We start from the raw sequence: 23,372 nt of genomic DNA, 5'->3' as shown, positions 1-23,372 counted from the left end.
GTCAGCCCGGCAGGCAGACCAGTCGCAGCGGCGCCGTGTGCTTGTAGAACGTCCACCGGTCCATCAGTCGGGGGTAGTCGCGGCCGTCCGACCGGACGGTCGTCGGGGCCATGCCCAGCTGGACGGCCCGCCCCGCGGTGGTGCGGGGGCGGGGACCGAAGACCCCGGCGACCCGCCGCTGGACCACGGTGACGGTCAGGCCCTTCGCGGCGTCGGGGACCACCCGGATCCGTTCGGCGCCGCCGCGGAGCACCCGTTGCTCATCCACGTACACGGTGCCGCTGGTGATCGGGCCCAGCTCGCCGGCGCCGACCAGGACGCCGCCGACGTCGTCGCGCACCAGGGTGACCTCGTGGGCCGTGCCCCGGCGGGCCAGATCGGCTCCGGCGGCACCCGTCGGCAACCCGTGCAACCGGGTGAACGAGGTCGCCGCCGGGGTCGCGTAGGCCAACTCCACCGATCCCAGCAGGTCCCGGCGCAGCAGGCGCAGGGTCACCGCGGCCAGATCGGCGTCGTCGCCGACGACCAGCACCCGCCCGGTCAGCAACGCATCGATCTGCGTGCCGGGGCGCGGTCCGACGGGCCGGATCTGCGCAGGGGGGAAAGCGGTCAAGATCGGGGCAAACCGCTCGGGCGGGGCAGAATCCTCGCCGCACCACAGCAGGGTGACCGCATCGCGTTCGCCCACCGTTTACCCTTTCTCTCTGGCGCATCGCGGCCGGACCGTCGTGGTTCGAGGCGCCCGACGGCTTCGGTCCGGCGTCGGGTGGCATGCCGTCGACGGATGGGAGTGTGCCATGACGGTGATGGTGCTGATCGGCGCCCAGTGGGGGGATGAGGGCAAGGGCAAGGCCACCGACCTCTACGGCGAGCGGGTGCAATGGGTCGTTCGCTACCAGGGTGGCAACAACGCCGGGCATACCGTCGTCCTGCCGGACGGTCAGTCGTTCGCGTTGCACCTGATCCCGTCGGGGATCCTGACGCCCGGTGTCACCAACGTGATCGGCAACGGGGTGGTGATCGATCCCGGGGTGCTGCTGACCGAGCTGGGCGGGCTGGACGCTCGTGACGTGGACACCAGCCGGCTGATGATCTCCACCGACGCGCACCTGATCATGCCCTACCACGTGGCCATCGATAAGGTCGCCGAGCGCTACCTGGGCAAGGCCAAGATCGGTACGACCGGCCGCGGCATCGGGCCGGCCTACGGAGACAAGGTCGCGCGGCTCGGGGTCCGGGTGCAGGACCTGCTGGACCCGTCGATCCTGCGGCAGAAGGTCGAGGCCGCGCTGGACATCAAGAACCAGATCCTGGTCAAGATCTACAACCGCAAGTCGTTGGATCCCGACCGGATCGTCGACGACGTCCTGGAGCAGGCCGAGGGGTTCAAGCACCGCATCGCCGACACCCGGCTGGAGCTGGGCCGGGCGGTCGTCCGTGGGGACAACATCCTGCTGGAGGGCTCGCAGGGCACTCTGCTGGACGTGGACCACGGCACGTACCCGTATGTCACCTCGTCCAACCCGACCGCCGGTGGGGCCGCAGTCGGCGCCGGGATCGGGCCGACGTCGATCACCGCGGTGCTCGGCATCCTCAAGGCCTACACCACCCGGGTCGGTTCGGGCCCGTTCCCGACCGAGCTGCACGACGAGTGGGGCGAGTACCTGCGCAAGACCGGTGGCGAGGTCGGGGTGACGACCGGGCGGTTGCGCCGCTGCGGCTGGTTCGATGCGGTCATTGCCCGGTACGCATCCCGGGTGAACGGGATCACTGACATCTTTCTGACGAAGCTGGACGTGCTGTCCTCGCTGGAAGAAGTGCCGATCTGTGTCGCCTACGACGTCGACGGCACCCGCTGCGACGAGATGCCGCCCACCCAATCGGGTTTCCACCACGCCAAGCCGATCTACGAGATGATGCCCGGCTGGTTCGAGGACATCTCGAGCTGCCGAACCTTCGAGCAGCTGCCGCCGAACGCGCAGGCCTACGTGCGCCGGCTGGAGGAGCTGTCCGGGGCCCGCGTCTCGTCCATCGGCGTCGGGCCCGGGCGGGATCAGACCATCGTGCTGCACGACGTGCTCGCCGCGAACACCCGGCAATAACCACCCGGCAATAACCACTCCAAAAAAGGGGCGTTGGGGATGCCCTGTGGATAACTCCGCGGCCGATTCCCGGAAATCCTTCACCATTCGTCGATGACCCGAATACCGAGTGAGCTACCGCCGGATCTGGGCAAGGTTGCCTTCACCGTCGATCAGGGGCGACGGATGGGCCTGACCAGGCGGCGGATGCGAGCGAACGACCTGGATCGACCGTTCCCCGGAGTCCGGCAGGCCGCGGCGCCTGCGCAGCCGGGCGCCGAGTCGCTCGATCAGGACGGGTCAGCCGACGCCCGTCGGACGGCCGAGGCTCGGTTTCGCGACCGATGCGTCGCCGTCGGACTGATCGTGCCGCCCGGCGCCTTCTTCACCCACCGCACCGCGGCCCGATTGTGGCCCCTCCCGCTGCCGGCGTTGCCGACGTTGCCGGCCGACGAACCGATCCATATCGGCGTGATGCTGCCCGAGCACCCACCCCGGCGGTCCGACGTGGTGGGCCACGCGATTTCCGACCCGCTCGCGTTCACGGTGCGGCGCGACGACCATCTGCTGATCGATCCGGCCACCCTGTTCTGCCAGCTCGGTGCCGTTCTCAAGGTCGAGGATCTGGTCGCGGTCGGCGATGCCCTGGTCCTCGCGCCGCGCCGGGCGACGGACTCCGGCGACCGGCCCTGGCTCGATCTGCCGACGCTCCGCGACCGGGTGGAACGCTTCCGCGGACGGGGCAAGGCCCGCGCCGACCGCGCCCTGCAGCTGGTCCGGCCCGGTGCGGAGTCGCGACCGGAGAGTCTGGTCCGACTGGCGATCCTGGCGGCCGGCCTCCCCGAGCCCGAACTCAATGTGGACGTCTACTCCTCCAGCGGGATCTTCGTCGGCCGCGCCGACCTGCTCTATCGCCGCTACCGGCTGGCCATCGAATACGACGGCGATCACCATCGGGTCGACAGCGTGCAGTTCGACCGCGATATCGGTCGGCTCGATGACTTCGCAGCTGCGGGCTGGCGGGTGGTCCGCATCGCCAAACGGTCGTTCTTCGGTGATCGGGAGGCGTGCATCGGGCGTGTGCGGCGCGCGCTGATCGATGCCGGGTGGCGCCCCGGACCAATCCCGCACCCCTGTTGATCATGGCGTCGCGGCCGCTCCGCGGCGCTCAGAACGGCCTCGGGGCCATGATCAACAGGGTGGAGGGGTGGGGGAAAATCGGTGGCGCGTCCGGCGCCTGCGGGTGGAGCGTGGGCCGCATGCACCTGCACTGGCTCGACCCGCACGCACTCGATCGCCGCGACGTGGACGCCGTCACCGCGGTGTGGGAGATGTCCCGCGCGGCCGACGCCCCGCACGATCTGCCGCTGACCGCGTTGTCCGTCCGCACCACTCTCGCGGACGGCTGGGAGCTGAATCCCGCGCAGACCGCCGTCCTCCGGGACGGCCACGGACGGGCGGTCGGGGTGCTCGACGTCGGCTCGTCGCAGTACGACAACCATCATGTTGCGGACCTCGGCATCACCGTCGATCCGTCCGTGCGCCGCCAGGGGCTTGGCCGCCGGCTGTTCGAGGCGGGCGTGGAACGGGCGGTCGCCGACGGGCGAACGCTGATCACCGCTTCGTGCCAGGAGGGCGGTGCCGGGATGGGATTCGCCTCGGCGATGGGACTCGATCGGGCCAGCGTGGAGGTCCGGCGCGTCCAGAACCTGTGGTCCCTGGACCGGGCCGGGCTGGACGTCCTCGCCGCCGAGGCCGCCGAACGTCACGCCGACTACGAGATCGTGCCGATCGGCTACCCCACACCGCCGGACCTGCTCGAGTCGATCGCCCTGATGACCGCCGCGATCAACGACGCGCCGACCGACGACCTGGACGTCGAGGACGAGGTCTTCACCCCGGACCGGGTGCTCGCACTGGAGCGATCCCAGTTCGCCTACGACCGGCGGATGTACCGGCTCGTTGCCCGCCACCGCCGTTCCGGTGAGCTGGCCGGACAGACGATCGTCGTCGTCCCGGCCGTGCAGCCCTGGTACGCGCATCAGCTCGACACCAGCGTGGTGAAGGGGCATCGTGGGCACCGCCTCGGGCTGGCCCTCAAGATCGCCATGCTGCGCGAGTTGGCCGATGCGGAGCCGCAGGTGCGGACGTTGGCGACGTGGAACGCCGCCTCGAACTCCTCCATGATCGCGGTGAACGAGGCCCTGGGGTACCGGGTGGTGTGCAGCGCGGTCGGCTGGCAGAAGCATCTGTCGGGCGTACCCATCCGCACTTGATCATGGGCCGGTGGCCGTTCCCCGTCGGTCAGAACGGCCACCGGCCCATGATCAACAGGATTCGGGGGTGGGCGGGGCGAGCGCAGGGCGGGCGACCGCAGCGTGGGGCGCGGGCAGGGATGCGCTCAGGCCCAGGTGACCCGGACCTGCTCGCGCCAGTGGCCCAGCAGGTCGACGGTCCCGAACTCGGCGACGTCGTCGCCGCGGTTCCACAGTCCCAGGTACAGCGCCGCGGCGGTGCCGGTCAGCCGGGAGTGGGCGGCCGGATCCTCGCCCTCCACGACGACCGGCGGATCGGCGGAGACGGACACGGTCCAGGCGGCCGGTGCGTCGGTCGCCGCGACGACCGTCCGGAACGGCTCGTCGGTGCGTAACCGGCTGCTCCGGCGCGGGACGAACCCGGTGAGCAGTTCGTCGAGCCCGTCGACCGCCAGCGGGGTCGGGATGCCGGCTTCGGCGGTCGTCGGCATCCGACCGAGTCGGGTGGACTGGGCGTCGACGCGGTGGATGGTCGTTTCGTGCGCCTGCCGGCGGGTCCAGAACGTCTTGGCCGGCGGGGCGTTCTTCAGGAACACGAACGCGGACAGGTCATCGGGCGCCGCGCGCAGCGTGCGGATCAGGGTGCTGCTGCCGTCGACGAACCAGGGGAGCAGCCCATCGTCGTCATCCGGGGCCTCGAAGAATTCGTCGACGTCGTCGGTCGGCGCGGTCCGTCGCTGCGTCACGATGGCGGCCGCCCACCGGTGCACGCCGCCGATGTGCGTCACCAGGTCGCGCACGGTCCATCCCGGGCAGGTCGGAACGGGGTCCGACGGCAGTACCCGGTCCGCCTCCAGGGCCAACCGGGCGGCCTCGGTGTCGAGTGTTGCGAGCAGGTCCGCCTGGGGCAACCGATGAGGCATGGACCTCAGCGTCGCACGGGTCGGTTCGGTGGATGCCCAGGGGTCGCCGGTGAGGCAGTACTCTCCCGACGTGCGCATTCTCGTCATCGGCTCGGGCGCCCGCGAGCACGCCCTGCTCCGGGCCCTGCGGCGCGACCCGGACGTCGCCGACCTTCACATCGCGCCGGGGAACGCAGGCACCGCTGCCCTCGCCCAGGCGCACCCGGTGGACGTCGCCGACCCGGACGCGATCGCCGGGCTTGCCCAGCAGGTGCAACCCGACCTGGTGGTGATCGGCCCGGAGGTGCCACTGGTCAACGGCGCGGCCGACGCGTTGCGCAAGCAGGGGTTCGCGGTCTTCGGGCCGAGCGCGGCGGCGGCCCGGATCGAGGGATCGAAGGCCTTCGCGAAGGACATCATGGCCGCCGCCGGTGTGCCGACCGCCCGGGCGGTCGCGGTCACCGACCGGGACGGGATCGACGCCGCGCTCGACGCCTGCGGGTCGCCGTACGTGGTCAAGGATGACGGGCTGGCGGCCGGCAAGGGAGTCGTCGTCACCGAGGACCGGTCGGTCGCCGCCGCACACGCCCGGGCGGTGCTCGATCACGGCCACCCGGTACTGGTCGAGGAGTTCCTGGCCGGGCCGGAGGTCTCCCTGTTCGCGGTGTGTGACGGCCGGACGGCGGTGCCCCTGCTGCCGGCCCAGGACTTCAAGCGTGTCGGCGACGGCGACAGCGGGCCGAACACCGGTGGCATGGGTGCGTACGCCCCGCTGCCGTGGGCGCCGGCCGGCCTGGTGGACACCGTACAGCGCACCGTCCTGGACCCGGTGCTGACCGAGATGTCCCTTCGTGGAACGCCTTTCGCCGGTCTGTTGTACGCAGGGCTGGTGATCACGGCGGCCGGACCGAAGGTCATCGAGTTCAACTGCCGGTTCGGCGACCCGGAGACCCAGGTGGTGCTGGAACTGCTGGACACCCCGCTGGGCAGGCTGCTGGCCGCAGCCGCCGCCGGCAGCCTGGGCGACGTGCTGCTGAGCTGGCGTGGCGCGGCCGCGGTCACCGTGGTGATTGCCGCGGAGAACTATCCCGGCCCACCCGTCACGGGCGACGTGATCACCGGCGCCGATGGCGACGGGATCCTGCACGCCGGAACGAAACTCGCCGACGACGGGTTGGTGGTCTCGGCCGGCGGTCGGGTGCTCTCGGTCGTCGGCACCGGCGCGGATCTGGCCAAGGCCCGCGAGAACGCCTACGCCCTGGCCGAATCGGTGCACCTGCGCGGTTCGCACTACCGGACCGATATCGCCCTGGCGGCCGCCGAGGGCCGGGTGCACGTGCCCGGCACGGCCTGAGCCGTGGCCATCGGTGGGGCCCGCACTGCCGCGGAGGGTTTCGAGCCGTCGGTACGGTCCCGGGTGGCGCCGTTCTATGTAATGAAGGTGCTCGCCGCGGCGGCCCGGCGGCGTCGAGCGGGTGGCGTCGTGTGGGATCTGGCGGCCGGCCAGCCGTCCACCGCCGCGCCGGAGCCGGTGCGGCGGGCCGCGCATGCCGCGCTCGACGGGCACATCCTGGGCTACACCGAGGCGCCGGGCATCGAACCGCTGCGCCGGGCGATTGCCGGCCACTACCGGAATCGATACGAGATGGATGTCGACGTCGACAATGTCGTCGTCACCACGGGATCCTCCGGCGGGTTCCTGCTGGCCTTCCTGGCCGCCTTCGACGTCGGCAGCCGGATCGGACTGGCCCGGCCCGGTTACCCGGCGTACCGGAACATCCTGCACGCGTTGGGCTGTGAGGTCGTCGATCTGCCCTGCGGCCCCGGGACCCGGTACCAGCCCACCGTCGGGATGGTCGAGAACCTCGGCCTGGACGGCCTGATCGTGGCCAGCCCGGCGAATCCGACCGGGACCATGCTCGAACCGGGCGAACTCGACGCCCTGGCCTCCTGGTGCGCCGGTCAGGGGGTGCGGCTGGTGTCCGACGAGATCTACCACGGCATCACCTATGCCGGTCGGACGTCGAGCAGTTGGCAGACGGACCGCTCGGGGTTCGTGGTGAATTCCTTCTCCAAGTACTTCTCGATGACCGGCTGGCGGATCGGCTGGCTGCTGGTGCCGGACGACCTGATCGATGTCGTCGACGCGTTGGTCGGCAACCTGGCCATCTGCCCGCCCGCGCCGGCGCAGTACGCGGCGGTGGCCGCGTTCGACGGCTACGCCGAGTGCGACGCGCACGTGCACCGCTACGCGCACAACCGGGGACTGCTGCTGAACGGGCTGCGCGAGCTGGGCATCGACCGGCTTGCGCCGGCCGACGGCGCGTTCTACGTGTACGCCGACATCGGGCACCTGACCGACGACTCCGCGGAGTTCGCCGCGCGGCTGCTGGCCCAGGCCGGGGTGGCCGCGGCCCCCGGCGTCGACTTCGACGTGGTGGACGGCCACCGGTACATCAGGTTCTCGTTCGCCGGGTCGACCCGCACGATCGAGGGCGCGCTGGTCGCGCTTGAGCAGTTTCTCCGGCCCTGACGCCGGAACGATGCGCGGCGCCGGAGCGTTGAACCCAGTGGGTACCCCGAGGCGAAGATCAGGGTTCTCACCTGAGGCGGTCCACGGTCCCGAGGCGGACAGTGGAAGTCGAGCAGGGCAGTCGAGGACAGTGGAGGAAGTTCGATGGACAAGTTCTTGAAGATCGTGGGCGCCGTCGTGGTGATCTGGATCGGCATCAGCCTGGTGCTGTGGCTGATCGGCAAGACCATCGGCCTGTTGTTCTGGGTCGCCGTCATCGGCGGGGCCATCTGGGCCGTCGCGGCGATCAGCAACAAGCGGAAGAACCAGGTCGGCTACAAGCGCTGACCGGGTGCGGCGGGGGTCGCGCCCGCCGCGCGGCGGGCCGGGCGGCCGGTCGGCCGGGCTGAGGCCGGTGGATGTTGGTCCGCGGCGCGGCGGATCCGCCTCAGCCGTTCGCCAGCCGGGGCGGGAAGCCGCCGGTGGCGATCGGTGACCAGCGGGTCGGGGTGATCCGGATGAGGCACTTGCCCTGGTCGACCATTGCCCGGCGGTACTCGTCCCAGTCGGAATGTTCGCCGGAGATGCACCGGAAGTACTCGACCAGCGGTTCGATCGCATCGGGGATGTCCAGCACCTCGGCGTCGCCGTCGATCTGCGCCCAGGCGCCGTCGAAGTCGTCGGACAGCACGAGCACGGAGGCGGTCCCTGTGCGGCGGGCGTTGCGCGCCTTGGCCCGCTCGGGATAGCTGGCGATGACCACGCGGCCCTGCGGGTCGACGCCCGCGGTCACCGGGGACGCCTGGACCGACCCGTCCGAGCGGGTGGTCAGCAGCACGTGATGATGCCGGGCCCGGGCGAAGTCCAGCACCTCGTCGCGGGCCACCGAGCGGGCGGTGGCGATCGTCCTGGGCATGATTCCTCCCTGAATGAAGTTCCTGATCGAGGATGCCGTCGATCCTGCCAGCCGGCTCAGGCCGGCCGGGCCAGTTGATCGACAGCGGCGCGAAACACCGCGGGCAGGTGGTGGGCCGCGGGCACCAGCCCACGCCGGACGGCCGGCAGTCGCGTGGCGGTGAGCAGGCCCAGGGTCAGCGCAGTGTGCCGGCGGCCGAGACGGCGGGCCGCAGCCTCATACCGTTCGACCTGGCCGGTCCGGACGCTGGCCACCGCCGCGCGCGCCTGGGCCAGGCCGAGGGCCAGCCCCTCCCCGGTCAACGCATCGACATAGCCGGCGGCGTCACCGATCAGCAGCACCCGTCCGCGGACCCGGCCCCGCACCCGCTGCCGCAATGGTCCGGCGCCGCGGACCGGGCCGGCATCGAGGCCCGCCAGTCGTTCGGCCAGGCCCGGGAAGCCGGTGATCAGGTCCTCGAACCGGCCGGTCCGGGTGGTGAGCAGAGCAACCCCGATCTGCCGCTCGGCGATCGGGGTCACGTAGGCCTCGCCAACGGCCGACCAGTGCACCTCGACGAAATCGGTCCATGGTCGGCAGGCGACGTGCCGGCGCAGGCCGTGCCGCCGATACCCGCCGGGTCGTTGCGGGCCATCCAGCCCCACCAGGCGGCGGACCCGGGAATGCAGGCCGTCGGCGGCGAGCAGGTAACGGGTCGGCTCGCCGTCCACCAGCAGGTGGTCGCCCCGGTCGTGCACCTGACGCACCGCCGGGCCGCAGACGGCGATGCCGGCGCGGTCGGCGGCGTCGAGCAGCGCGGCGTGCAGGGTGGTGCGCCGCACACCCAGGCCCGGCCCGCGGCCGAACGGGGCGTCGACCTGGTGGCGGCCATCGAGGTAGCGGATGCCAGCGATCGGATGCCCCGCCGGCGCCACACCCAGATCGTGCAGGCCGGCGACCGCGCCGGGCATCAACCCTTCGCCGCAGGCCTTGTCGATCGGCCCGGTCCGCGGTTCGCGAACGACGACGTCCAGGCCCACCCGCTGTGCATACAAGGCCGCGGCCAGCCCGACCGGCCCGCCGCCGGCCACGATGACGTCACGCACGCGCGGGCGCCCCCGCCCGCGGCAGGGCCGCCAGCGCGTCGTTCTCGATCCGGATCCGGACCGTCAGCAACGCGGCGTTCGCGACGGTGAACACCGCCGCGGTGATCCAGCACCCGTGCACCAGGGGCAACGCAACCCCCTCGACGACGACGGCCACGTAGTTGGGATGCGCCAGCCGGCGATACGGGCCGGTGCGCACCGGCGGCAGGCCGGGCACGACGATCACCCGGGTGTTCCACCGCCGGCCGAGCGTGGCGATGCACCACCAGCGCAGACCCTGCGCGCCGAGCACCAGGGCCAGCATCGACCAGGCCAACCACCCGGGAACGACGGGCCGGCGCACCACCGCCTCCACCAGCATCGCCACCAGGAAACCGGTATGCAGGACGACCATCACCGGGTAGTGGCCGCGGCCCGACTCGACCCCGCCGTGCGCGAGGCTCCATGCGGCGTTGCGCTTGGACACCACCAGTTCGGCCAGCCGCTCGAGGGCGACCAGCCCGACCAGGACGACGAACGCGGCCAGCGACGTCACGACGGATCCCCGTCCGCCCGCAGCAACACCAGTTCCGAGCAGAACCCCGGCCCCATCGCCAGGAGCACCCCGTGGCTGCCCGGGGCCGGCGGCCGTTCGCGCAGCGTGTCGGCCAGCACGTGCAGCACCGACGCCGAGGACAGGTTGCCGATCCGGGCCAGTGAGGACCGGGTCAGGGCGACCTCGTCATCGCCGACCTGGAGGGCGTCGCGGACCGCGTCGATCACCTTCGGGCCGCCGGGATGGCAGACCCAGAAACCGATGTCGGCCCGGGTCAATCGGTGCCCGGCGAGGAACTCGTCGACGTCGTCGCGGATGTAGCGGCCGACGATCTCCGGGACCCGGGCGTCGAGCACGATGCGCAGGCCGCGGGCCCCGATGTCGAATCCCATGGTGCGTTCGGAGTCCGGGTACAGCCGGCTACGACTGTCCAGCACCTGCACCGCGGCCGATCCGTCGACCGGGCCCGGCGCGCGGCCCGCCCCGACTCCGACGACCGCGGCGGCGCCGTCCCCGAACAGCCCGCTGGCGACGACGTTGGGCATGGACACGTCGTCGCGCTGCACGGTCAACGAGCACAACTCGACGGCGACCAGGACCGCGACCTGGTCCGGATGGCCGACCAGATGGTCGTGCAGCCGGGCGATGCCGGCCGCGCCGGCCACGCACCCCAGACCGAACAGCGGCACCCGCCGGATATCCGGTCGGAGCCCGACGACCGACGCGATGCGGGCGTCCAGGGACGGCACCGCCAGGCCGGTGACCGTGGTCGAGATGATCAGGTCGACGTCGCTCGGCGTCAGCCCGGCCGCCTTGAGCGCGTCCTCCAGCGCCCGGGCCCCCAGGGCGACCGCGTGTTCCAGGAACAGGTCGTTGGCGCGGTCGAAGGTATCGAGATGGTCGTACTCGGCCAGGGGCAGCACCAGGTGACGCTGCCGGACTCCGCAGTTGCGGTGCAGCGTGCGCAGAACCCGCTCGTCGAGGCCGCGGCCGGCGACCGCCGCGGCGAAGGCGTCGGTGATGTCCGATTGGTCGCGGCGGTGCGCGGGCAGCGCGCCGCGGACGGTCAGCAGGTGGGTCATCGGGCCAGCACCAGCAGGGTGGCGTCGACCAGGGCGATCCCCACCGCCGCCCAGAACGGGACCCGGCCCCGGGTGACCAGGGCGACCACGCCGAGGGCCGCCACCAGCAGCAACGCACCGAGCCGCAGGCCGGTCGGGGCATCGCCGGCGATCACCACGATCAGCGACGCACCGCCCAGCGCGACGACCGCGGCGACCCGGGTCCGCCGCGCACCGAGGCGGTGCGGCAGGCCGCGGACGCCGGTGGCTTCGTCGTCGTCGAGATCGGGCAGGACGTTGACCAGGTGCGCGCCCACCCCGAGCAGCGCCGCCACGATCGGGATCCACGCCGGCGGCAGCGCGCCGGCCGGCCCGGCCAGGGCGACAAAGACGGTGAGGCCGCCGAAGGCCACCGCGTACGGAACCCACGACCACACGGTCGACTTCAGGCCCAGGTTGTAGGCCCAGCCCGCGGCCACGCAACCGAGGTGCACCAGGCCGGCGGCCAGCCCACACATGAAGGAGAGCAGCACGGTGGCCGCGACGGCGATCCCGCAGGCAGCCTGCACCCGGCCGACCGACAGTTCACCCGTGGCCAGGGGCTTGTCCGAGCGGCCGACGGTCCGGTCCCGGCCGCGGTCGAGCAGATCGTTGGTCCAGCCGATGGTGAGCTGGCCGGACAGCACCGCGGCGACGATCAGGACGGTGCGCGCCGGCGACGTGCCGGCGGCGACGGCGAGCGCGCCGGACAGGACGGTGACGGCGACCGCGGGGCCGATGTGCGCGGCGCGCAGCAGAGCCCCGAGGCCGGCGGCGCCGGAGGCGATGTGCGTCAGTCCGTCGGCTCCTCCGGCTCGAAGGTGTCCGGCTCGGCGGTCGTGGTGGCGCCGACCCCTTCGTCGGAGGTGAGGGCCTCTTGTGCGCGCGAGGTGGTCTCGTCGGCGGCCGGGTCGGTGGATCCGGGCTGGCTCATTGTCGGTTTCCCTACTTTCTGTCGGTCCTGCGGTGGTCATGGGGGTCAATGCCGGGGTGGCTCCCGGCGGGGCCCGTCAGCCCGCGGTCGCCCGGCGGGCCCGCGCGCGGAGCTGAAGGATGCGAACGGTGCCGAGCAGGCCGGCGGTGAGCGCGCCGGCGATCGCGGCGAACAGCATGGCGACGCCGAGGGACAGGGTGCCTTCGAAGCCGAAGTACCGCACCTGGACCGGGTCCGAGTTCTGCACGATGAAGATGAGCAGGAAGATCATCACGATCGCGGCCACCACCAGGGCCACCCAGGCGGCGCCCGTGCGCGAGTGCTTCTTGGTCGCGGGTGTGCGGTTGGTTCCGGATTCGCCCGGCGCAGGCGGTGACGCGATCACGCCGGCCGATGGCCCGGCGGTCGGGTCCCAGGTGCCGGTCGCCGAGGGCACCGGCTCCGTGTACTGCTCCGGAAAGGCCGGCCCCCCGGCTGTCGACGCAGTCATGCCGGGGACGGCCATGCCGGGTGCGGCGCCCGGCATGCCACCGGGCGGGGTCGGCGCGCCCGCGATGTCGTACGGATCGTGATTCGGTTGGGGGCCCCCGCGGCCGGCTGCAGTCATTGCGCCGCACCTCCCGATGTCGTTGCCGGTGGCGGTTCCCGCACCGTGCAGTGGGGGTACCCGGGGGGTCGGCGGCGAAACAGCAACCTCGGCGGTGGTCGACATCGCCGGCCGGATGTGTGCGCACCTGCCGGCGGGGGCACTGACTCGGCGTTGTCGTCATCGTCGACGCGCCGAGGCGTACGCCAAGGAGGAGCTTGCATGACCATCCCGGATCCCACCGCCCCCGGCTCACCCCAGCCGCAGCCCGATCCCTACCCGAATCCCGGCCCGACCGACCCGCAGGGTCCGCCGGTGCCGACGGACCCGTCACCGGCCCGACCGGACGGGCCCGCTCCGTCGACCGTGCCGGCATGACCGTCCCGGACCCCACCGGGCCCGGGTCGCCGCCGCCCGGGTCGCCGGGTTCGCCCGGGTCGCCGGGGATACCCGGGTCGCCGGGGACACCGCCGCCCGGGTCGCCGGGGATACCCGGGTCGCCACCGCCGCCGCCGAATCCGTTGGATCCACCGACCCCCGCACCGGATCGCCCGCCCGTGCCGTTGGAGCCCCCACCGAACCCGGAGCCGCGGCCGGTCGACCCGGTGCCGGGCGACCCCAACCCGGGCTCGCCGTTCCCGGTTCCCGGACCGATCCACCCCGACCCCACCGGGCCCTGACCGGCTCCCGGCCCCCCGTTCCCGCCCCGGGCCGCGCGCCACCCGAGGTCCGTCCCCCCGCGCGGATCAACTAGGCCGGCGCGTCCGAAGTCGGCAACTCGTGTCACTTCGGTCACATCCGGCGTCGGTTGATCCGCGCAGTTGTCCACCGGCCACCGGGTGGATGGACGCGCGGATGAAGTCGTTGACATCCGCCCCACCAGTCACATTCGGCGTCATTTGATCCGCGCCGGCCTAGTTGATCCGCGCGGGGAGGGGTGGGGTTGCGCCCGGCCGGGGGAGGTGGGCGGCGGTGAGGGAAGGCTTGGCTGGCTGGAAATGCGCAGGTCAGGGGGTCAAGCTGAGCCGTGTGAGCGAAACCGACGCCGCGCGGGCAGACCATCATGAGCCGCACGACACCGGGCTGGCCAGCCGGCTGAACTGGTTGCGGGCCGGTGTCCTCGGGGCCAACGACGGGATCGTGTCGACCGCGGCGATCGTGCTCGGCGTGGCCGGCGCGACCGACGACCGCGGCTCCATCGTGCTCGCCGGGCTGGTCGGCATGATGGCCGGCGCGATGTCGATGGCCGCCGGCGAGTACGTGTCCGTCTCCACCCAGCGGGACACCGAGAAGGCGGTGCTGGATCGGGAGCGGCGCGAGCTGGCCGAGACGCCGGACGAGGAGCTCGAGGAGCTGGCCGGCCTGTACGAGGCCAAGGGCATCGAACCGGCGCTGGCCCGCGAGGTTGCCGAGCAGCTCACCGCGAAGGACGCGCTGCGCGCCCACGCCGAGGCCGAACTCGGCCTGGACCCGGACGACCTGACCAACCCGTGGCACGCCGCCGGGGCCAGCTTCCTGGCCTTCCTCGTCGGCGCGGCCATCCCGTTGCTGGGCGTGGTGATCACACCGGCCGCCTGGATCACCGTGGTCGCCGTCGCGATCGCGCTGGCGGTCACCGGGTCGGTCAGCGCCCGGTTGGGCGGCGCGCCGCCGCTGCGGGCGGTGCTGCGCAACGTCGGCGGGGGCCTGCTGGCGATGGGCGTCACCTACCTGCTGGGCACCGTGGCCGGCGGGCTGGTGGGCTGACCGGAGTCGCCCGTCACCTGGGGTGCTTTGTCCGGTCGAACCCTCGCTCGGACGGCCGGTCCGGTCGTAGGGTATTCGTGCCCGGCTGGGCGGTGCGCCGCAGTCCCGCCCACCGAGAACCGACCCAGGCGGTCAGGTCACTCGCGCCCTGCGGAGGACGTATGCCCGCCCCCATCACCGTCGATGAACTGCCCGGGCCGCACGGCGTCCCGATCCTGGGAAACCTGTTGGACCTGAACAATCCGCACCCCATCGACACCCTGATGGATTGGGCCCGGGAGTACGGCCCGATCTACAAGCTGGCCGTCCCGGGCACCACCCGGATCATCGTGTCCGCGGCCGATCTGATGCCGGACATCTGCGACGACGACCGCTTCGACAAGCAACTCGGCCCCGGCCTGGTCGCGGCGCGCGGCACCGGCACCCCCGGGCTGTTCCTGTCCGAGACCAGCGACCCGCTCTGGCGCCGCGCGCACAACATCCTGATGGCGCCGTTCAGTCAATCCAGCATGCGCGGGTACCTGCCGCGGATGGTGGACATAGCCGGGCAGCTGATGGACAAGTGGTCGCGGCTGAATCCCGACGACGAGGTCGACGTGCCGGCCGACATGACGGCGCTGACGCTGGACACCATCGCGCTGTGCGGTTTCGGCTACCGCTTCAACTCGCTGTACCGGGATACCCCGCACCCGTTCGTCGCGGCGATGGTCCGCAACCTGCTGGAGGCGCAGAAGGAAGCCAAGGAGCTACCGATCCAGCGCAAGCTTCGGGTGCAGGCCCGCCGGCAGTCCCGCGAGGACAGCGAGTTCCAGATCAATCTGGTCAAGGGGCTGATCGAGGACCGCCGCCGGCAGGGCGACGCGGCCGACAACACCGACCTGCTCGGCCGGATGCTGACCGGAGTCGACAAGTCCAGCGGCGAGAGCCTGCCGGACGACAACATCATCGCGCAGTGCATGACGTTCCTGGTTGCCGGGCACGAGACAACCAGCGGCCTGCTGTCGTTCGCCATCCACTACCTGATGAAGAGCCCGCAGTACATCGACGAGGCGCGGGTGCAGATCGACGAGGTGCTGGGCAACACCGCGGCGCCCACGTACGAGCAGGTCCACCGGCTCACGTTCGTGCGGCAGATCCTGGACGAGTCGTTGCGCCTCTGGCCGACCGCGCCGATGTTCACCCGGGCCGCCCGCGAGGACACCGTGATCGGTGGGAAGTACCTGGCCCCCAAGGATGTCGGGATCTCGGTACTGCTGCCCACGCTGCACCGGGACCGCAGCGTGTGGGGCGATGATGCGGAGGACTTCAACCCGCACCACTTCGACGCTGACATGTTCAAGGACGTCCCGCCCCTGGCCTACCGGCCCTTCGGTACCGGCCTGCGCGCGTGCATCGGCCGCCAGTTCGCCTTGCAGGAAGCCACTCTCGTGCTCGGCATGCTGCTGCAACGGTTCGACATCATCGATCACCGCAACTACCAGCTGCACACCAAGGCCACGCTGACGGTCAAGCCGGCAGACATGTGGATCCGGCTGCGCCCGCGGGCGGGATTCGCCGGAGTCCGCCGGGAGCAGGTATCGGTCGGGGCGTCGACCGACGAGGCCACGGCCGAGCCCGATGCGGCCGTGTCGCAGGCCGCCCACGGCACCCCGCTGCTGGTGCTGTTCGGTTCGAACCTGGGCACCGCCGAGGGCATCGCCAACCGGCTCGGCCGGGAGGGCGGCGACCGCGGGTACACGGTGACGGTGGCCGCGCTCGACGACCACGGCCCGGATCTGCCGACCGCGGGCGCCGTCCTGGTGGTCAGCGCCTCGTACAACGGTGAACCTCCGGAGAACGCCACCGCGTTCGTCGACAAGCTGCGCAGTGATGCCGTGCCCGACGGGGCGTTCGCCGGAGTGAAGTTCACGGTGTTCGGCTGCGGGGACACGGACTGGGCGGCCACCTACCAGGCGGTGCCGATCCTGCTGGACGCCGAGTTCGAACGGTTGGGCGGCAGCCGCATCCATCCCCGAGGGGCCGGTGACGCGCAGGCCGACTTCGACGGCCAGTACCGGGCCTGGCACGCCGACCTGTGGTCCGATGTGGCGGCGGCGCTGGGCCTTTCGGAACAGCAGGCGAGGGTGACGGCCGGCGGCCCGCGACTCACGATCGCCACGGTCAACCGCCAGCTGACCAACCCGGTCATCGTCTCCTACGACGCGACCCCGACGCTGGTCACCCGCAACGTCGAGCTGACCGCCACCGGGGCGGCCGGCGTCCGGTCGACCCGGCACGTCGAGGTCGCGCTGCCGGCCGGGGTGACCTACCGGGCCGGCGACCACCTGGGCGTGCTGCCACGCAACAGTCAGGCGCAGATCCGCCGCGTCATGCGGCGGTTCGGTCTGGACATGGGGACGTACGTCACGATCACCGCCAACAGCGGGACGCACACCCATCTGCCGGTCGATGAACCGTCGCCGCTGCTCGGCGTGCTCGGCAGCTGCGTGGAACTGCAGGCCACCGCAACCCGGGCCGACATCGAGGTGCTCGCCGGCCACACCGGCGACCCGGAGCAGCAGGCCGCGCTGCGCGCCCTCGCCGCCGACGACGAGCAGTACCGGACGCGGGTCCGGGAGCCGAACCTGTCGGTGCTCGACCTGCTCGACCGGTTCCCGGCGTGCGCGGTGCCGTTCCCGGTCTTCCTGGACCTGTTGCCCGCGTTGGCCCCGCGCTACTACTCGATCTCGTCGTCGCCGCTGGTCAGCCCGGGCGCCGTGTGCGTGACCGAGGGTGTGCTGGCCGGGCCGGCCCGCTCGGGCACCGGGCGGTTCGACGGGGTGTGTTCCACCTACCTCGCGCAGATGGACGCCGGCAGCACGGTGTTCGTGTTCCGGCGGGAACCGACGATCCCGTTCCGGCCGGCCGACCCGTCCGTGCCGATGATCATGGTCGGGGCGGGGACGGGGCTCGCGCCGTTCCGCGGGTTCCTGCAGGAGCGGGCCGCGCAGGCCGCCGGTGGGGCCCCGGTGGCACCGTCACTGCTGTTCTTCGGGTGCCGGACGGAGCAGGACCGGCTCTACGTCGACGAACTCGCCGACTTCGCGAACACCGCGAATCTGACCACCTACACGGCGTTCTCGCGGGAGCCGGGTCGCGCGCGGCGATATGCGCAGCATGAGATGCGCACCCACGCCGACGAGATCTGGCCGTTGGTGGAGGCCGGCGCGGTGGTGTACGTGTGCGGCAACGCGCGGACCCTGGCGCCCGGCGTACGCGCGGCGCTCACCGAGATCGCCGCCGACAAGCAGGGTCTGGGCGGGGCGGCGGCCGACGACTGGCTGACCGGGCTGCGTCGCGAACATCGGTACCTGGAGGACATCTGGGGCGCGAACTGAGGACGGCACCCTAGGGTGGACCGGGTGATCGACGAGGAACAGATCAGGGCCGTCGACGACCGGCGCACGGCGGCCATGGTCGCGGGTGACCTGCCCACCCTGCGTGAGCTGATCGCCGACGATTGCCGGTACGTGCACTCCACCGGCGTCAGCGACACGAAGGACAGCTACCTGGCAGCCATCGAGTCGGGTGCCCTGGCCTACACGTGGATCGGCACCGCCGAGCACATCTTCATCCGGGCCGGTGACGCGATGCTCGTTCCGCACGAGATGCGCGCGGAACTGGTCCGATCCGGGGTGCCCGAGCCCTACCGGAGCCGGGCGGTGGCCGTGTGGCGGGCGACGCCGGACGGCCCGCGGCTGATCTATTTCCAGGCCACCGCGCTACCGGCCGGTGCCGACCGTCCGTCCCCGGAGACCGGGAAACCGCTGGCCGTGTAGTCGATCAGGCTCCGGACGGCCGCGCGGCCGCGGGCCCGGCGGGCGAAGGACCCGGCCAGCCGGATCGCCTCGGCCAGGTGCAGCCGGGCCAGCATCCGGGTGTCAGCCAGGGCCGGGCGAAGGTCGCGATCGACCATCCGGCGTCGCAGGTCGGCGTCGGTCGCGGCGGCATGGAGGCGGCGGACCAGCGCCGCCCGGTCGGCCGGCGGGGTGCGCTGGAGGGCGAAGGCGGCCGGCATCGTCGCTGTCCGGTTGCGCAGGTCGGAGGTTCGTGGGGACGCCAGCTCGGTCAGGTCGTTGACCAGTTGCCGAGCCAGGGCCAATTCTCGGCCGAATCGTGCGGCCGCCCGGCAGGTCGGTCCGTCCGCACCGGCCACATTCGCAGCCAGCTCGGCCAGGCCGGCCAGCATGGCACCGCTGCGTGCGTCGTTGCCGGCGGCGACGGCCTCGGGCGTCGTCCCCACGTGGAGCGGCACCTCGGCCCGGAGCTGCCCCTCGGTCACGGTCGAGACCATGTCCAGGTACAGCCGGGTCAGGCCGGCCGAGCCGGCCGGGCCCGCGTGCAACGGCGCCTGCGCGACAGCGGTCGCGAGCAGCAGGTGCGCCCCGATCGTGCGATCCGCGGCCGGGCGCGCGCACCAGAACTTGACCGGGTCACCGTCCATGTCGTCGTCCAGCAGGTCCCAGGCGAGGTAGGTCGCGCTCGCCGCGGCCATGAGCCAGTCCGGCGGGTCGGTTCCGCGCAGCCCGATGTGAACGGCTCGGGGCAGGGCCAGGGCGGCGATCTGGGAACCGTCACCGCGTCGGAGCATCGAACCGAGGTGCTCCACGAGTTCCTCGGCCAGCGGGCGGAGTTCGCCGCGCCAGGCCAGCAACGCCCCGCGCAGGGCGTCGGTGGCCATCCCTCGCCACTCGTCGAGGTCCCCGCGGTCGGCGCTCACCGAGCCCACCCGCCCATCGTCAGTGCCGTTCACCCGGGGCGCCCGGCCTGTCATAGTGATCGCCATGGGGACACCGGTGCGGTCGCTGGACGATTTCTCGGCCGTCTATTTGGACCGGCTGAAGTCCGGTGACGCCGGCGGTCTGGGCGAGCTCTATGTGGAGTCGGCGGTGCTGACCACCACCGGCGGGCCCTTCGGCTCGTCCTGGGTGGTCGGCCGGGACCAGATCGTCGCCATGATCGCCGAGGCGATGGCGACGTACACCGTCGACGACCAGACCGTGCCGGCAGCTCCGTTCGAGTATCACGGACCCGATCAGGCCGCCCGGGTGGGGACGTTCGAATCGACCATGACGGTGAAGGCGACCGGTGAGCGGCTCACCATGACGGTGTCCGCGTTCGAGGTGTTCGGGCGCACCACCGACCAGGGCTGGCAGTACCTGGCCGATCACTCGACGGTCACGTCGATTACCAGTAACCCAGCGGTGGGGGGTTCTGCTTGACCTGGTCGAGCAACTCATCCGCTCCGGTGGGGGCGGCGATGACCCGGTCGCGTTCCTGCTCGGTCAACGGTCCGAGAATGGACTCCAGCGTGCCCGCCGGGTCTTTGGTCAGCTGATCGCGGAACTCGGGGTCCTCGAGAAATCGGCTCCGGATGGAGCGATAATGCGCTTCGCGTGACGAACTGTCGGTCACCGGATCCCCCTGCAGACGAGAAACGCGGTTGATGCGGAATGCGAGCATAGGGGACGCAACAGCCGGACGGCAGCTACAAGGCGATGATCTTGCGGATCGCGGCCGGCAGGTCTTCCAGAGGTGTCGCCAGAGCCAGCGCCTCGTCGGATCGTTCGGGATGCCCGCCCACGGTTGCGCGGTAGAGCGTCGCCAGTTCCGCTTCGACCATTGGCCGGAGGGTCACGCCAGATCGCTTCCCATGCGATAGACCCATCGCGAAAAGTGCGCGGGCCGCCGGCGCATCGCCCTGGGCGGCGGCCAGCGCCGCAGAGCCGATGGCCAGGAACGGGTATTCGACGCGACTACCCGATCGCTCGGCGGCGGCCAGACCGGTCGTCAGGTGGTTGCGGGCCTCGTCCAACCGGCCCTCCAGGACCTCCAGCCGGGCGGCCCCGGCCAGCGCCTGACCCGCGCCGGCGCCGAGTTCCCGATCCAGCCAGAGCGCGAGCGACCGGTCGAACCACATACGCGCTTCCCGCAGGTGCCCGGCGCTGAGCTCCAGGTCACCCAACCGTGCGCACGGCGCCGCCGACAACCACGTGATCCCGGCGCGCCGGAGCTGGTCGATGCATTCCAGGTACAGCTCGCGCGCACCATTCGGATCGCCGGTAGCGGCGGCCACGTCACCGCAATTGCCCAATGCCGACCAGAGGACCTGTCCTGCACCGACGGCCCGTGCGATCGCCATCGATTCCGCCGCCCGCGACCTGGCGAGTTCGGTGGATTCGTCCGCGGCGTCCAGCACGGCCATGCGGGACAGCAGCATGGAATGGATGGGGGGCACCAGCGGAGCGCCGCAGGCGAGCGCTTCCGCAGCCCGCCGTTGTGCCGATTTGGCATCGCCCATGCCGTAGTCCAGGAACACTGCCGCGTTGAGGGCCAGCAACCGGTTGACCGAGGGCGCCGGGGGAACCGGCCGTTTCAGCAGTGCGTCGAGCCAGCCGCGGCCTTCCAGCAGCCGGTGCGACCACCAGTAGATGACCAGACCGGCGGCCAGGCCGAGGGCCGTTTCCAGCCCGGCGTCGTCGTCCATCCCGAACTGCAGCAGCCGGCGGACGTCGGCCAGGTCGGGTTCGACGCTCGCGGTCGACGCGCCGGTGGCCACCGCCGCCGCGCGGGCCAGCACGGCGGCATCCAGCGCGCCCGCCAGCGGCATCGGGTCATCCGGCGGCGTGAGTTCCCGGCCGAAGGCCCGCATCAACGGAAGCTGGGTGACCCGGATCGCCCCTGCCGTATCGGTGGTGGTTTCGGCGAAACCGTTCTCGACGAGCTCGGCGACCACCCCGGACAGGGCGGCCGGCGACTCCCAGGCCGTTGCCAGGTCGTCGTAGGGGGCACCGCCAGCCCGCTCGGAGAGCAGGGCCATCAGGGTGACCGCCGCCGGGGACAACCGGTCCAGGCCGAGCTGGACGCAGGCCCGCATCGACCGGTGCCGGTCGACCTCGCGACGCCGGTCGACCAGGGTGGTCAGCGGCTCGTCCAGCGATCGCAGCAGCGCGGCCGGGTTCAACGCCTGCAGCTGGCAGGCGGCCAGCTCCAGAGCGAGCGGGATCCCGCCGATCGCGGCCACCACCCGATCGATCACCGGGGCGGCCTCGGCCGACAGTTCCACGCCCCGGCGGCCGGCCGCGGCGGTCAGCAGGCGGGCGGCCGCGCTGGGCCGGTCCGCGGTCGAATCCGACGGCAGCGGCGCCAGTCGCACCACCTGCTCCGCCGCGAGACCGAGTTCGGCACGGGAGGTGACCAACCACGTCACCGTCGGGCACTGCAGCGCCAACCGTCCGATGACGGCGGCGCCGCCCGCCACCTGCTCGGCGTTGTCCAGCAGCACGCAGCACCGCCGGCCGGCGAGCTGGTCGGCGATCGCGGCGACCGGGTCGTCCCGGCCCGGCGCGCCCAACGATCCGGCCAGGTGGACGGCCAGGTCGTCGCCGGTGGTGATGCCGCTGAGGTCGATCAGGCCCTCGCACCTGGTGATGGCCCGCCGGGCGCCCTCGGCCGCGCAGCGGGTCTTGCCCAGGCCGCCGGCACCGGCCACGGTGAGGACCGGGGCGCCGGTGTCGATCAGCCGGACGATCTCGTCGACGACGACGTCCCGGCCGATCAGCTCGCCGGCCCAGATGGGCAGGGACAGCGCGGAATTGGGGCGGGGCGCGGCGACACCGGACCGATCCGGGCGGAGCGTGACGCCGGTGAGCCGGGCGTAGCAGCCCTCGACGTCGTCGTGCACGCCGATCCGATGCTCGATCTCCAACAGTTCCGGACCCGGCGTCGCCCCTACGCGTTCGTCGAGTTCCCGGCGGGCCTCGGCCGTGGTCGTCAGGGCGGCGACGGGGTTGCCGGACAGGTAGAGCGCCGCCACCAGGTGCAGCCACAACCGCTCGTTGGTCGGCTCCTGGGTGACCAGCCCCCGGACCGCGCCGATGGTGTCGGAGGTGATCCCGCGTTTGATGTCGGTCGCGGCCCGTTCCACCCGGGCGCCGCTGCGCAGCCGCTCCAGCCATTCCCGGAACGGACGCAGCCCGTCCAGGTCGCAGCCGCCGAACGGTTCTCCGCGCCAGAGGGCCAGGGCGGAGTCCAGTCGACGCACCCGGTCGTCGTCATCGTGCCCGGTCCGGGCGGACGCGACCAGTGACTCGAACCGCACCGCGTCGACCTGCGCGGGGGCCAGGTCGAGCAGGTAGCCGGCCGGCCCGGTGTGGGTCAGGCCGATTCCGGTGTCGGCCAGCAGGCCACGGACCCGCTTGATGTAGCCCTGCAGGGTCTTGGTCGCGGTTCGCGGCGGGTCGTCGGGCCAGAGCAGGTCGACCAGCCGGGCCGCCGGTACCGCGCTGCCGGCGTGGAGCGCGAGTAGGGCCAGCACGCCGATCTCCTGACGACGGGTCAGCGTCTGCAGGTCGGCGCCGCCCCGGATGCGGACCGGGCCGAGCAGGTCGATGCCCGGTCCTTCGATGCCCGGTCCCTGGGTGCCCGGTGCCGAGGTCGGCCCCGTCATCGCCGGCCGCCGGGGGTGGGGCTCGAGCGTCCCACCGGCGTCCCACCGGGCCGTCGTTCGATGATCCCGTCGCTCCGGGGGGCTGGTCGACGGGACGGAAGGAGTGGGTGCCGATGGTGCGCGTCGCCGCGGGTCGTCGCGTTCCGGGACCCTGGCCGCGGGCCGGTCCGGTCGCGGTCGGCTGACTGCTCTGGCGCGCGTTCACGGCCGCCGAGTCCTGGCGCCATCTGAC

23 protein-coding genes are annotated in these 23,372 nt (G+C 72.2%); 11 read left to right on the top strand and 12 right to left on the bottom strand.

Annotated elements, in window-relative coordinates; all coding sequences use genetic code 11:
- Position 1: 1 nt before the first annotated feature.
- Positions 2-688, bottom strand: coding sequence for a hypothetical protein (locus tag ACILSK_RS05635; RefSeq protein WP_395726141.1), 687 nt, complete (start codon positions 686-688; stop codon positions 2-4).
- A 109-nt stretch (positions 689-797) separates the two neighbouring features.
- On the opposite strand from ACILSK_RS05635, the gene ACILSK_RS05630 reads away from it, so the two are divergent.
- From ACILSK_RS05630 to ACILSK_RS05620, 3 genes are all read left to right on the top strand, one after another.
- The gene (locus tag ACILSK_RS05630; RefSeq protein WP_395726140.1) at positions 798-2,102 is read left to right on the top strand and encodes an adenylosuccinate synthase; all 1,305 of its coding nucleotides are present in this window, start codon (positions 798-800) and stop codon (positions 2,100-2,102) included.
- A 93-nt stretch (positions 2,103-2,195) separates the two neighbouring features.
- Positions 2,196-3,221, top strand: coding sequence for an endonuclease domain-containing protein (locus ACILSK_RS05625; protein ID WP_395726139.1), 1,026 nt, complete (start codon positions 2,196-2,198; stop codon positions 3,219-3,221).
- A 119-nt stretch (positions 3,222-3,340) separates the two neighbouring features.
- A complete protein-coding gene (locus tag ACILSK_RS05620; protein ID WP_395726138.1) occupies positions 3,341-4,357 on the top strand; it encodes a GNAT family N-acetyltransferase in 1,017 nt (338 codons plus the stop codon).
- A gap of 125 nt (positions 4,358-4,482) precedes the next feature.
- Here the strand turns inward: ACILSK_RS05620 and ACILSK_RS05615 are convergent, their stop codons facing one another.
- The gene (locus tag ACILSK_RS05615; protein ID WP_395726137.1) at positions 4,483-5,259 is read right to left on the bottom strand and encodes a maleylpyruvate isomerase family mycothiol-dependent enzyme; all 777 of its coding nucleotides are present in this window, start codon (positions 5,257-5,259) and stop codon (positions 4,483-4,485) included.
- Positions 5,260-5,329: 70 nt separating this feature from the next.
- Between ACILSK_RS05615 and purD the strand changes: the two genes are divergently transcribed.
- The 3 genes from purD (at position 5,330) to ACILSK_RS05600 (ending at position 8,098) form a co-directional block, all read left to right on the top strand.
- Positions 5,330-6,592 (top strand): phosphoribosylamine--glycine ligase, encoded by a 1,263-nt coding sequence (gene purD / locus ACILSK_RS05610; RefSeq protein ID WP_395726136.1) that lies wholly within the window; start codon positions 5,330-5,332, stop codon positions 6,590-6,592.
- Between the two features lie 81 nt (positions 6,593-6,673).
- On the top strand, positions 6,674-7,771 hold the full coding sequence (locus ACILSK_RS05605; protein WP_395726169.1) for an aminotransferase class I/II-fold pyridoxal phosphate-dependent enzyme: 1,098 nt from the start codon (positions 6,674-6,676) through the stop codon (positions 7,769-7,771).
- Between the two features lie 144 nt (positions 7,772-7,915).
- Entirely contained in the window at positions 7,916-8,098 is a 183-nt protein-coding gene (locus ACILSK_RS05600; protein WP_395726135.1) for a hypothetical protein, read from the top strand.
- Positions 8,099-8,198: 100 nt separating this feature from the next.
- Here ACILSK_RS05600 and ACILSK_RS05595 read toward each other — a convergent pair whose 3' ends face one another.
- From ACILSK_RS05595 to ACILSK_RS05565, 7 genes are all read right to left on the bottom strand, one after another.
- Positions 8,199-8,666 (bottom strand): PPOX class F420-dependent oxidoreductase, encoded by a 468-nt coding sequence (locus ACILSK_RS05595; protein WP_395726134.1) that lies wholly within the window; start codon positions 8,664-8,666, stop codon positions 8,199-8,201.
- Between the two features lie 56 nt (positions 8,667-8,722).
- Positions 8,723-9,751 carry an NAD(P)/FAD-dependent oxidoreductase gene (locus tag ACILSK_RS05590; protein ID WP_395726133.1) on the bottom strand — a complete coding sequence of 343 codons (1,029 nt, stop codon included), beginning with the start codon at positions 9,749-9,751 and terminating at the stop codon, positions 8,723-8,725.
- Positions 9,744-10,286 carry an isoprenylcysteine carboxyl methyltransferase family protein gene (locus ACILSK_RS05585; RefSeq protein WP_395726132.1) on the bottom strand — a complete coding sequence of 181 codons (543 nt, stop codon included), beginning with the start codon at positions 10,284-10,286 and terminating at the stop codon, positions 9,744-9,746. Before ACILSK_RS05585 ends, ACILSK_RS05590 begins: the two co-directional genes overlap by 8 nt.
- Positions 10,283-11,368 carry a type III polyketide synthase gene (locus ACILSK_RS05580; protein WP_395726131.1) on the bottom strand — a complete coding sequence of 362 codons (1,086 nt, stop codon included), beginning with the start codon at positions 11,366-11,368 and terminating at the stop codon, positions 10,283-10,285. Before ACILSK_RS05580 ends, ACILSK_RS05585 begins: the two co-directional genes overlap by 4 nt.
- Positions 11,365-12,099, bottom strand: a complete 735-nt coding sequence (locus tag ACILSK_RS05575; RefSeq protein WP_395726168.1) for a UbiA family prenyltransferase — start codon at positions 12,097-12,099, stop codon at positions 11,365-11,367. Before ACILSK_RS05575 ends, ACILSK_RS05580 begins: the two co-directional genes overlap by 4 nt.
- Before the next feature lie 80 nt (positions 12,100-12,179).
- On the bottom strand, positions 12,180-12,320 hold the full coding sequence (locus ACILSK_RS05570) for a hypothetical protein (protein WP_395726171.1): 141 nt from the start codon (positions 12,318-12,320) through the stop codon (positions 12,180-12,182).
- 76 nt (positions 12,321-12,396) lie between these two features.
- Positions 12,397-12,927: a lipopolysaccharide assembly LapA domain-containing protein gene (locus ACILSK_RS05565; protein ID WP_395726130.1), complete on the bottom strand. Its 531-nt coding sequence runs from the start codon at positions 12,925-12,927 to the stop codon at positions 12,397-12,399.
- Between the two features lie 201 nt (positions 12,928-13,128).
- On the opposite strand from ACILSK_RS05565, the gene ACILSK_RS05560 reads away from it, so the two are divergent.
- The 4 genes from ACILSK_RS05560 to ACILSK_RS05545 all read left to right on the top strand — a co-directional run bounded on the left by ACILSK_RS05560 (position 13,129) and on the right by ACILSK_RS05545 (position 18,470).
- Positions 13,129-13,284 (top strand): hypothetical protein, encoded by a 156-nt coding sequence (locus tag ACILSK_RS05560; protein WP_395726129.1) that lies wholly within the window; start codon positions 13,129-13,131, stop codon positions 13,282-13,284.
- A gap of 651 nt (positions 13,285-13,935) precedes the next feature.
- A complete protein-coding gene (locus ACILSK_RS05555) occupies positions 13,936-14,652 on the top strand; it encodes a VIT family protein (protein WP_395726128.1) in 717 nt (238 codons plus the stop codon).
- 161 nt (positions 14,653-14,813) lie between these two features.
- Positions 14,814-18,029, top strand: coding sequence for a bifunctional cytochrome P450/NADPH--P450 reductase (locus ACILSK_RS05550; RefSeq protein ID WP_395726127.1), 3,216 nt, complete (start codon positions 14,814-14,816; stop codon positions 18,027-18,029).
- A 24-nt stretch (positions 18,030-18,053) separates the two neighbouring features.
- Complete coding sequence (locus tag ACILSK_RS05545) at positions 18,054-18,470, top strand: nuclear transport factor 2 family protein (RefSeq protein WP_395726126.1); 417 nt, start codon at positions 18,054-18,056, stop codon at positions 18,468-18,470.
- Here ACILSK_RS05545 and ACILSK_RS05540 read toward each other — a convergent pair.
- Positions 18,395-19,420, bottom strand: coding sequence for a hypothetical protein (locus ACILSK_RS05540; protein WP_395726125.1), 1,026 nt, complete (start codon positions 19,418-19,420; stop codon positions 18,395-18,397). The two genes, ACILSK_RS05545 and ACILSK_RS05540, sit on opposite strands and share 76 nt — an antisense overlap.
- Positions 19,421-19,475: 55 nt before the next feature.
- Between ACILSK_RS05540 and ACILSK_RS05535 the strand changes: the two genes are divergently transcribed.
- A complete protein-coding gene (locus ACILSK_RS05535) occupies positions 19,476-19,913 on the top strand; it encodes a YybH family protein (RefSeq protein WP_395726124.1) in 438 nt (145 codons plus the stop codon).
- On the opposite strand, the gene ACILSK_RS05530 is transcribed toward ACILSK_RS05535, so the two are convergent.
- A complete protein-coding gene (locus tag ACILSK_RS05530; RefSeq protein ID WP_395726123.1) occupies positions 19,879-20,106 on the bottom strand; it encodes a hypothetical protein in 228 nt (75 codons plus the stop codon). The two genes, ACILSK_RS05535 and ACILSK_RS05530, sit on opposite strands and share 35 nt — an antisense overlap.
- Positions 20,107-20,179: 73 nt before the next feature.
- A complete protein-coding gene (locus ACILSK_RS05525) occupies positions 20,180-23,140 on the bottom strand; it encodes an AfsR/SARP family transcriptional regulator (protein WP_395726122.1) in 2,961 nt (986 codons plus the stop codon).
- Positions 23,141-23,372: the final 232 nt, after the last annotated feature.

The sequence above is a fragment of the Nakamurella sp. genome (genome assembly GCF_044224575.1).
Lineage (GTDB): Bacteria > Actinomycetota > Actinomycetes > Mycobacteriales > Nakamurellaceae > Nakamurella.
This window is presented reverse-complemented; position numbering and strand designations above follow the sequence as displayed.

Coding starts and splice junctions, on each gene's coding strand:
- ACILSK_RS05595 (WP_395726134.1), bottom strand. CDS start 8,666: ATGCCCAGGACGATCGCCACCGCCCGCTCGGTGGCCCGCGACGAGGTG.
- ACILSK_RS05630 (WP_395726140.1), top strand. CDS start 798: ATGACGGTGATGGTGCTGATCGGCGCCCAGTGGGGGGATGAGGGCAAG.
- ACILSK_RS05625 (WP_395726139.1), top strand. CDS start 2,196: ATGACCCGAATACCGAGTGAGCTACCGCCGGATCTGGGCAAGGTTGCC.
- ACILSK_RS05580 (WP_395726131.1), bottom strand. CDS start 11,368: ATGACCCACCTGCTGACCGTCCGCGGCGCGCTGCCCGCGCACCGCCGC.
- ACILSK_RS05620 (WP_395726138.1), top strand. CDS start 3,341: ATGCACCTGCACTGGCTCGACCCGCACGCACTCGATCGCCGCGACGTG.
- ACILSK_RS05525 (WP_395726122.1), bottom strand. CDS start 23,140: ATGACGGGGCCGACCTCGGCACCGGGCACCCAGGGACCGGGCATCGAA.
- ACILSK_RS05600 (WP_395726135.1), top strand. CDS start 7,916: ATGGACAAGTTCTTGAAGATCGTGGGCGCCGTCGTGGTGATCTGGATC.
- ACILSK_RS05615 (WP_395726137.1), bottom strand. CDS start 5,259: ATGCCTCATCGGTTGCCCCAGGCGGACCTGCTCGCAACACTCGACACC.
- ACILSK_RS05565 (WP_395726130.1), bottom strand. CDS start 12,927: ATGACTGCAGCCGGCCGCGGGGGCCCCCAACCGAATCACGATCCGTAC.
- ACILSK_RS05605 (WP_395726169.1), top strand. CDS start 6,674: ATGAAGGTGCTCGCCGCGGCGGCCCGGCGGCGTCGAGCGGGTGGCGTC.
- ACILSK_RS05535 (WP_395726124.1), top strand. CDS start 19,476: ATGGGGACACCGGTGCGGTCGCTGGACGATTTCTCGGCCGTCTATTTG.
- ACILSK_RS05560 (WP_395726129.1), top strand. CDS start 13,129: ATGACCATCCCGGATCCCACCGCCCCCGGCTCACCCCAGCCGCAGCCC.
- ACILSK_RS05550 (WP_395726127.1), top strand. CDS start 14,814: ATGCCCGCCCCCATCACCGTCGATGAACTGCCCGGGCCGCACGGCGTC.
- ACILSK_RS05570 (WP_395726171.1), bottom strand. CDS start 12,320: ATGAGCCAGCCCGGATCCACCGACCCGGCCGCCGACGAGACCACCTCG.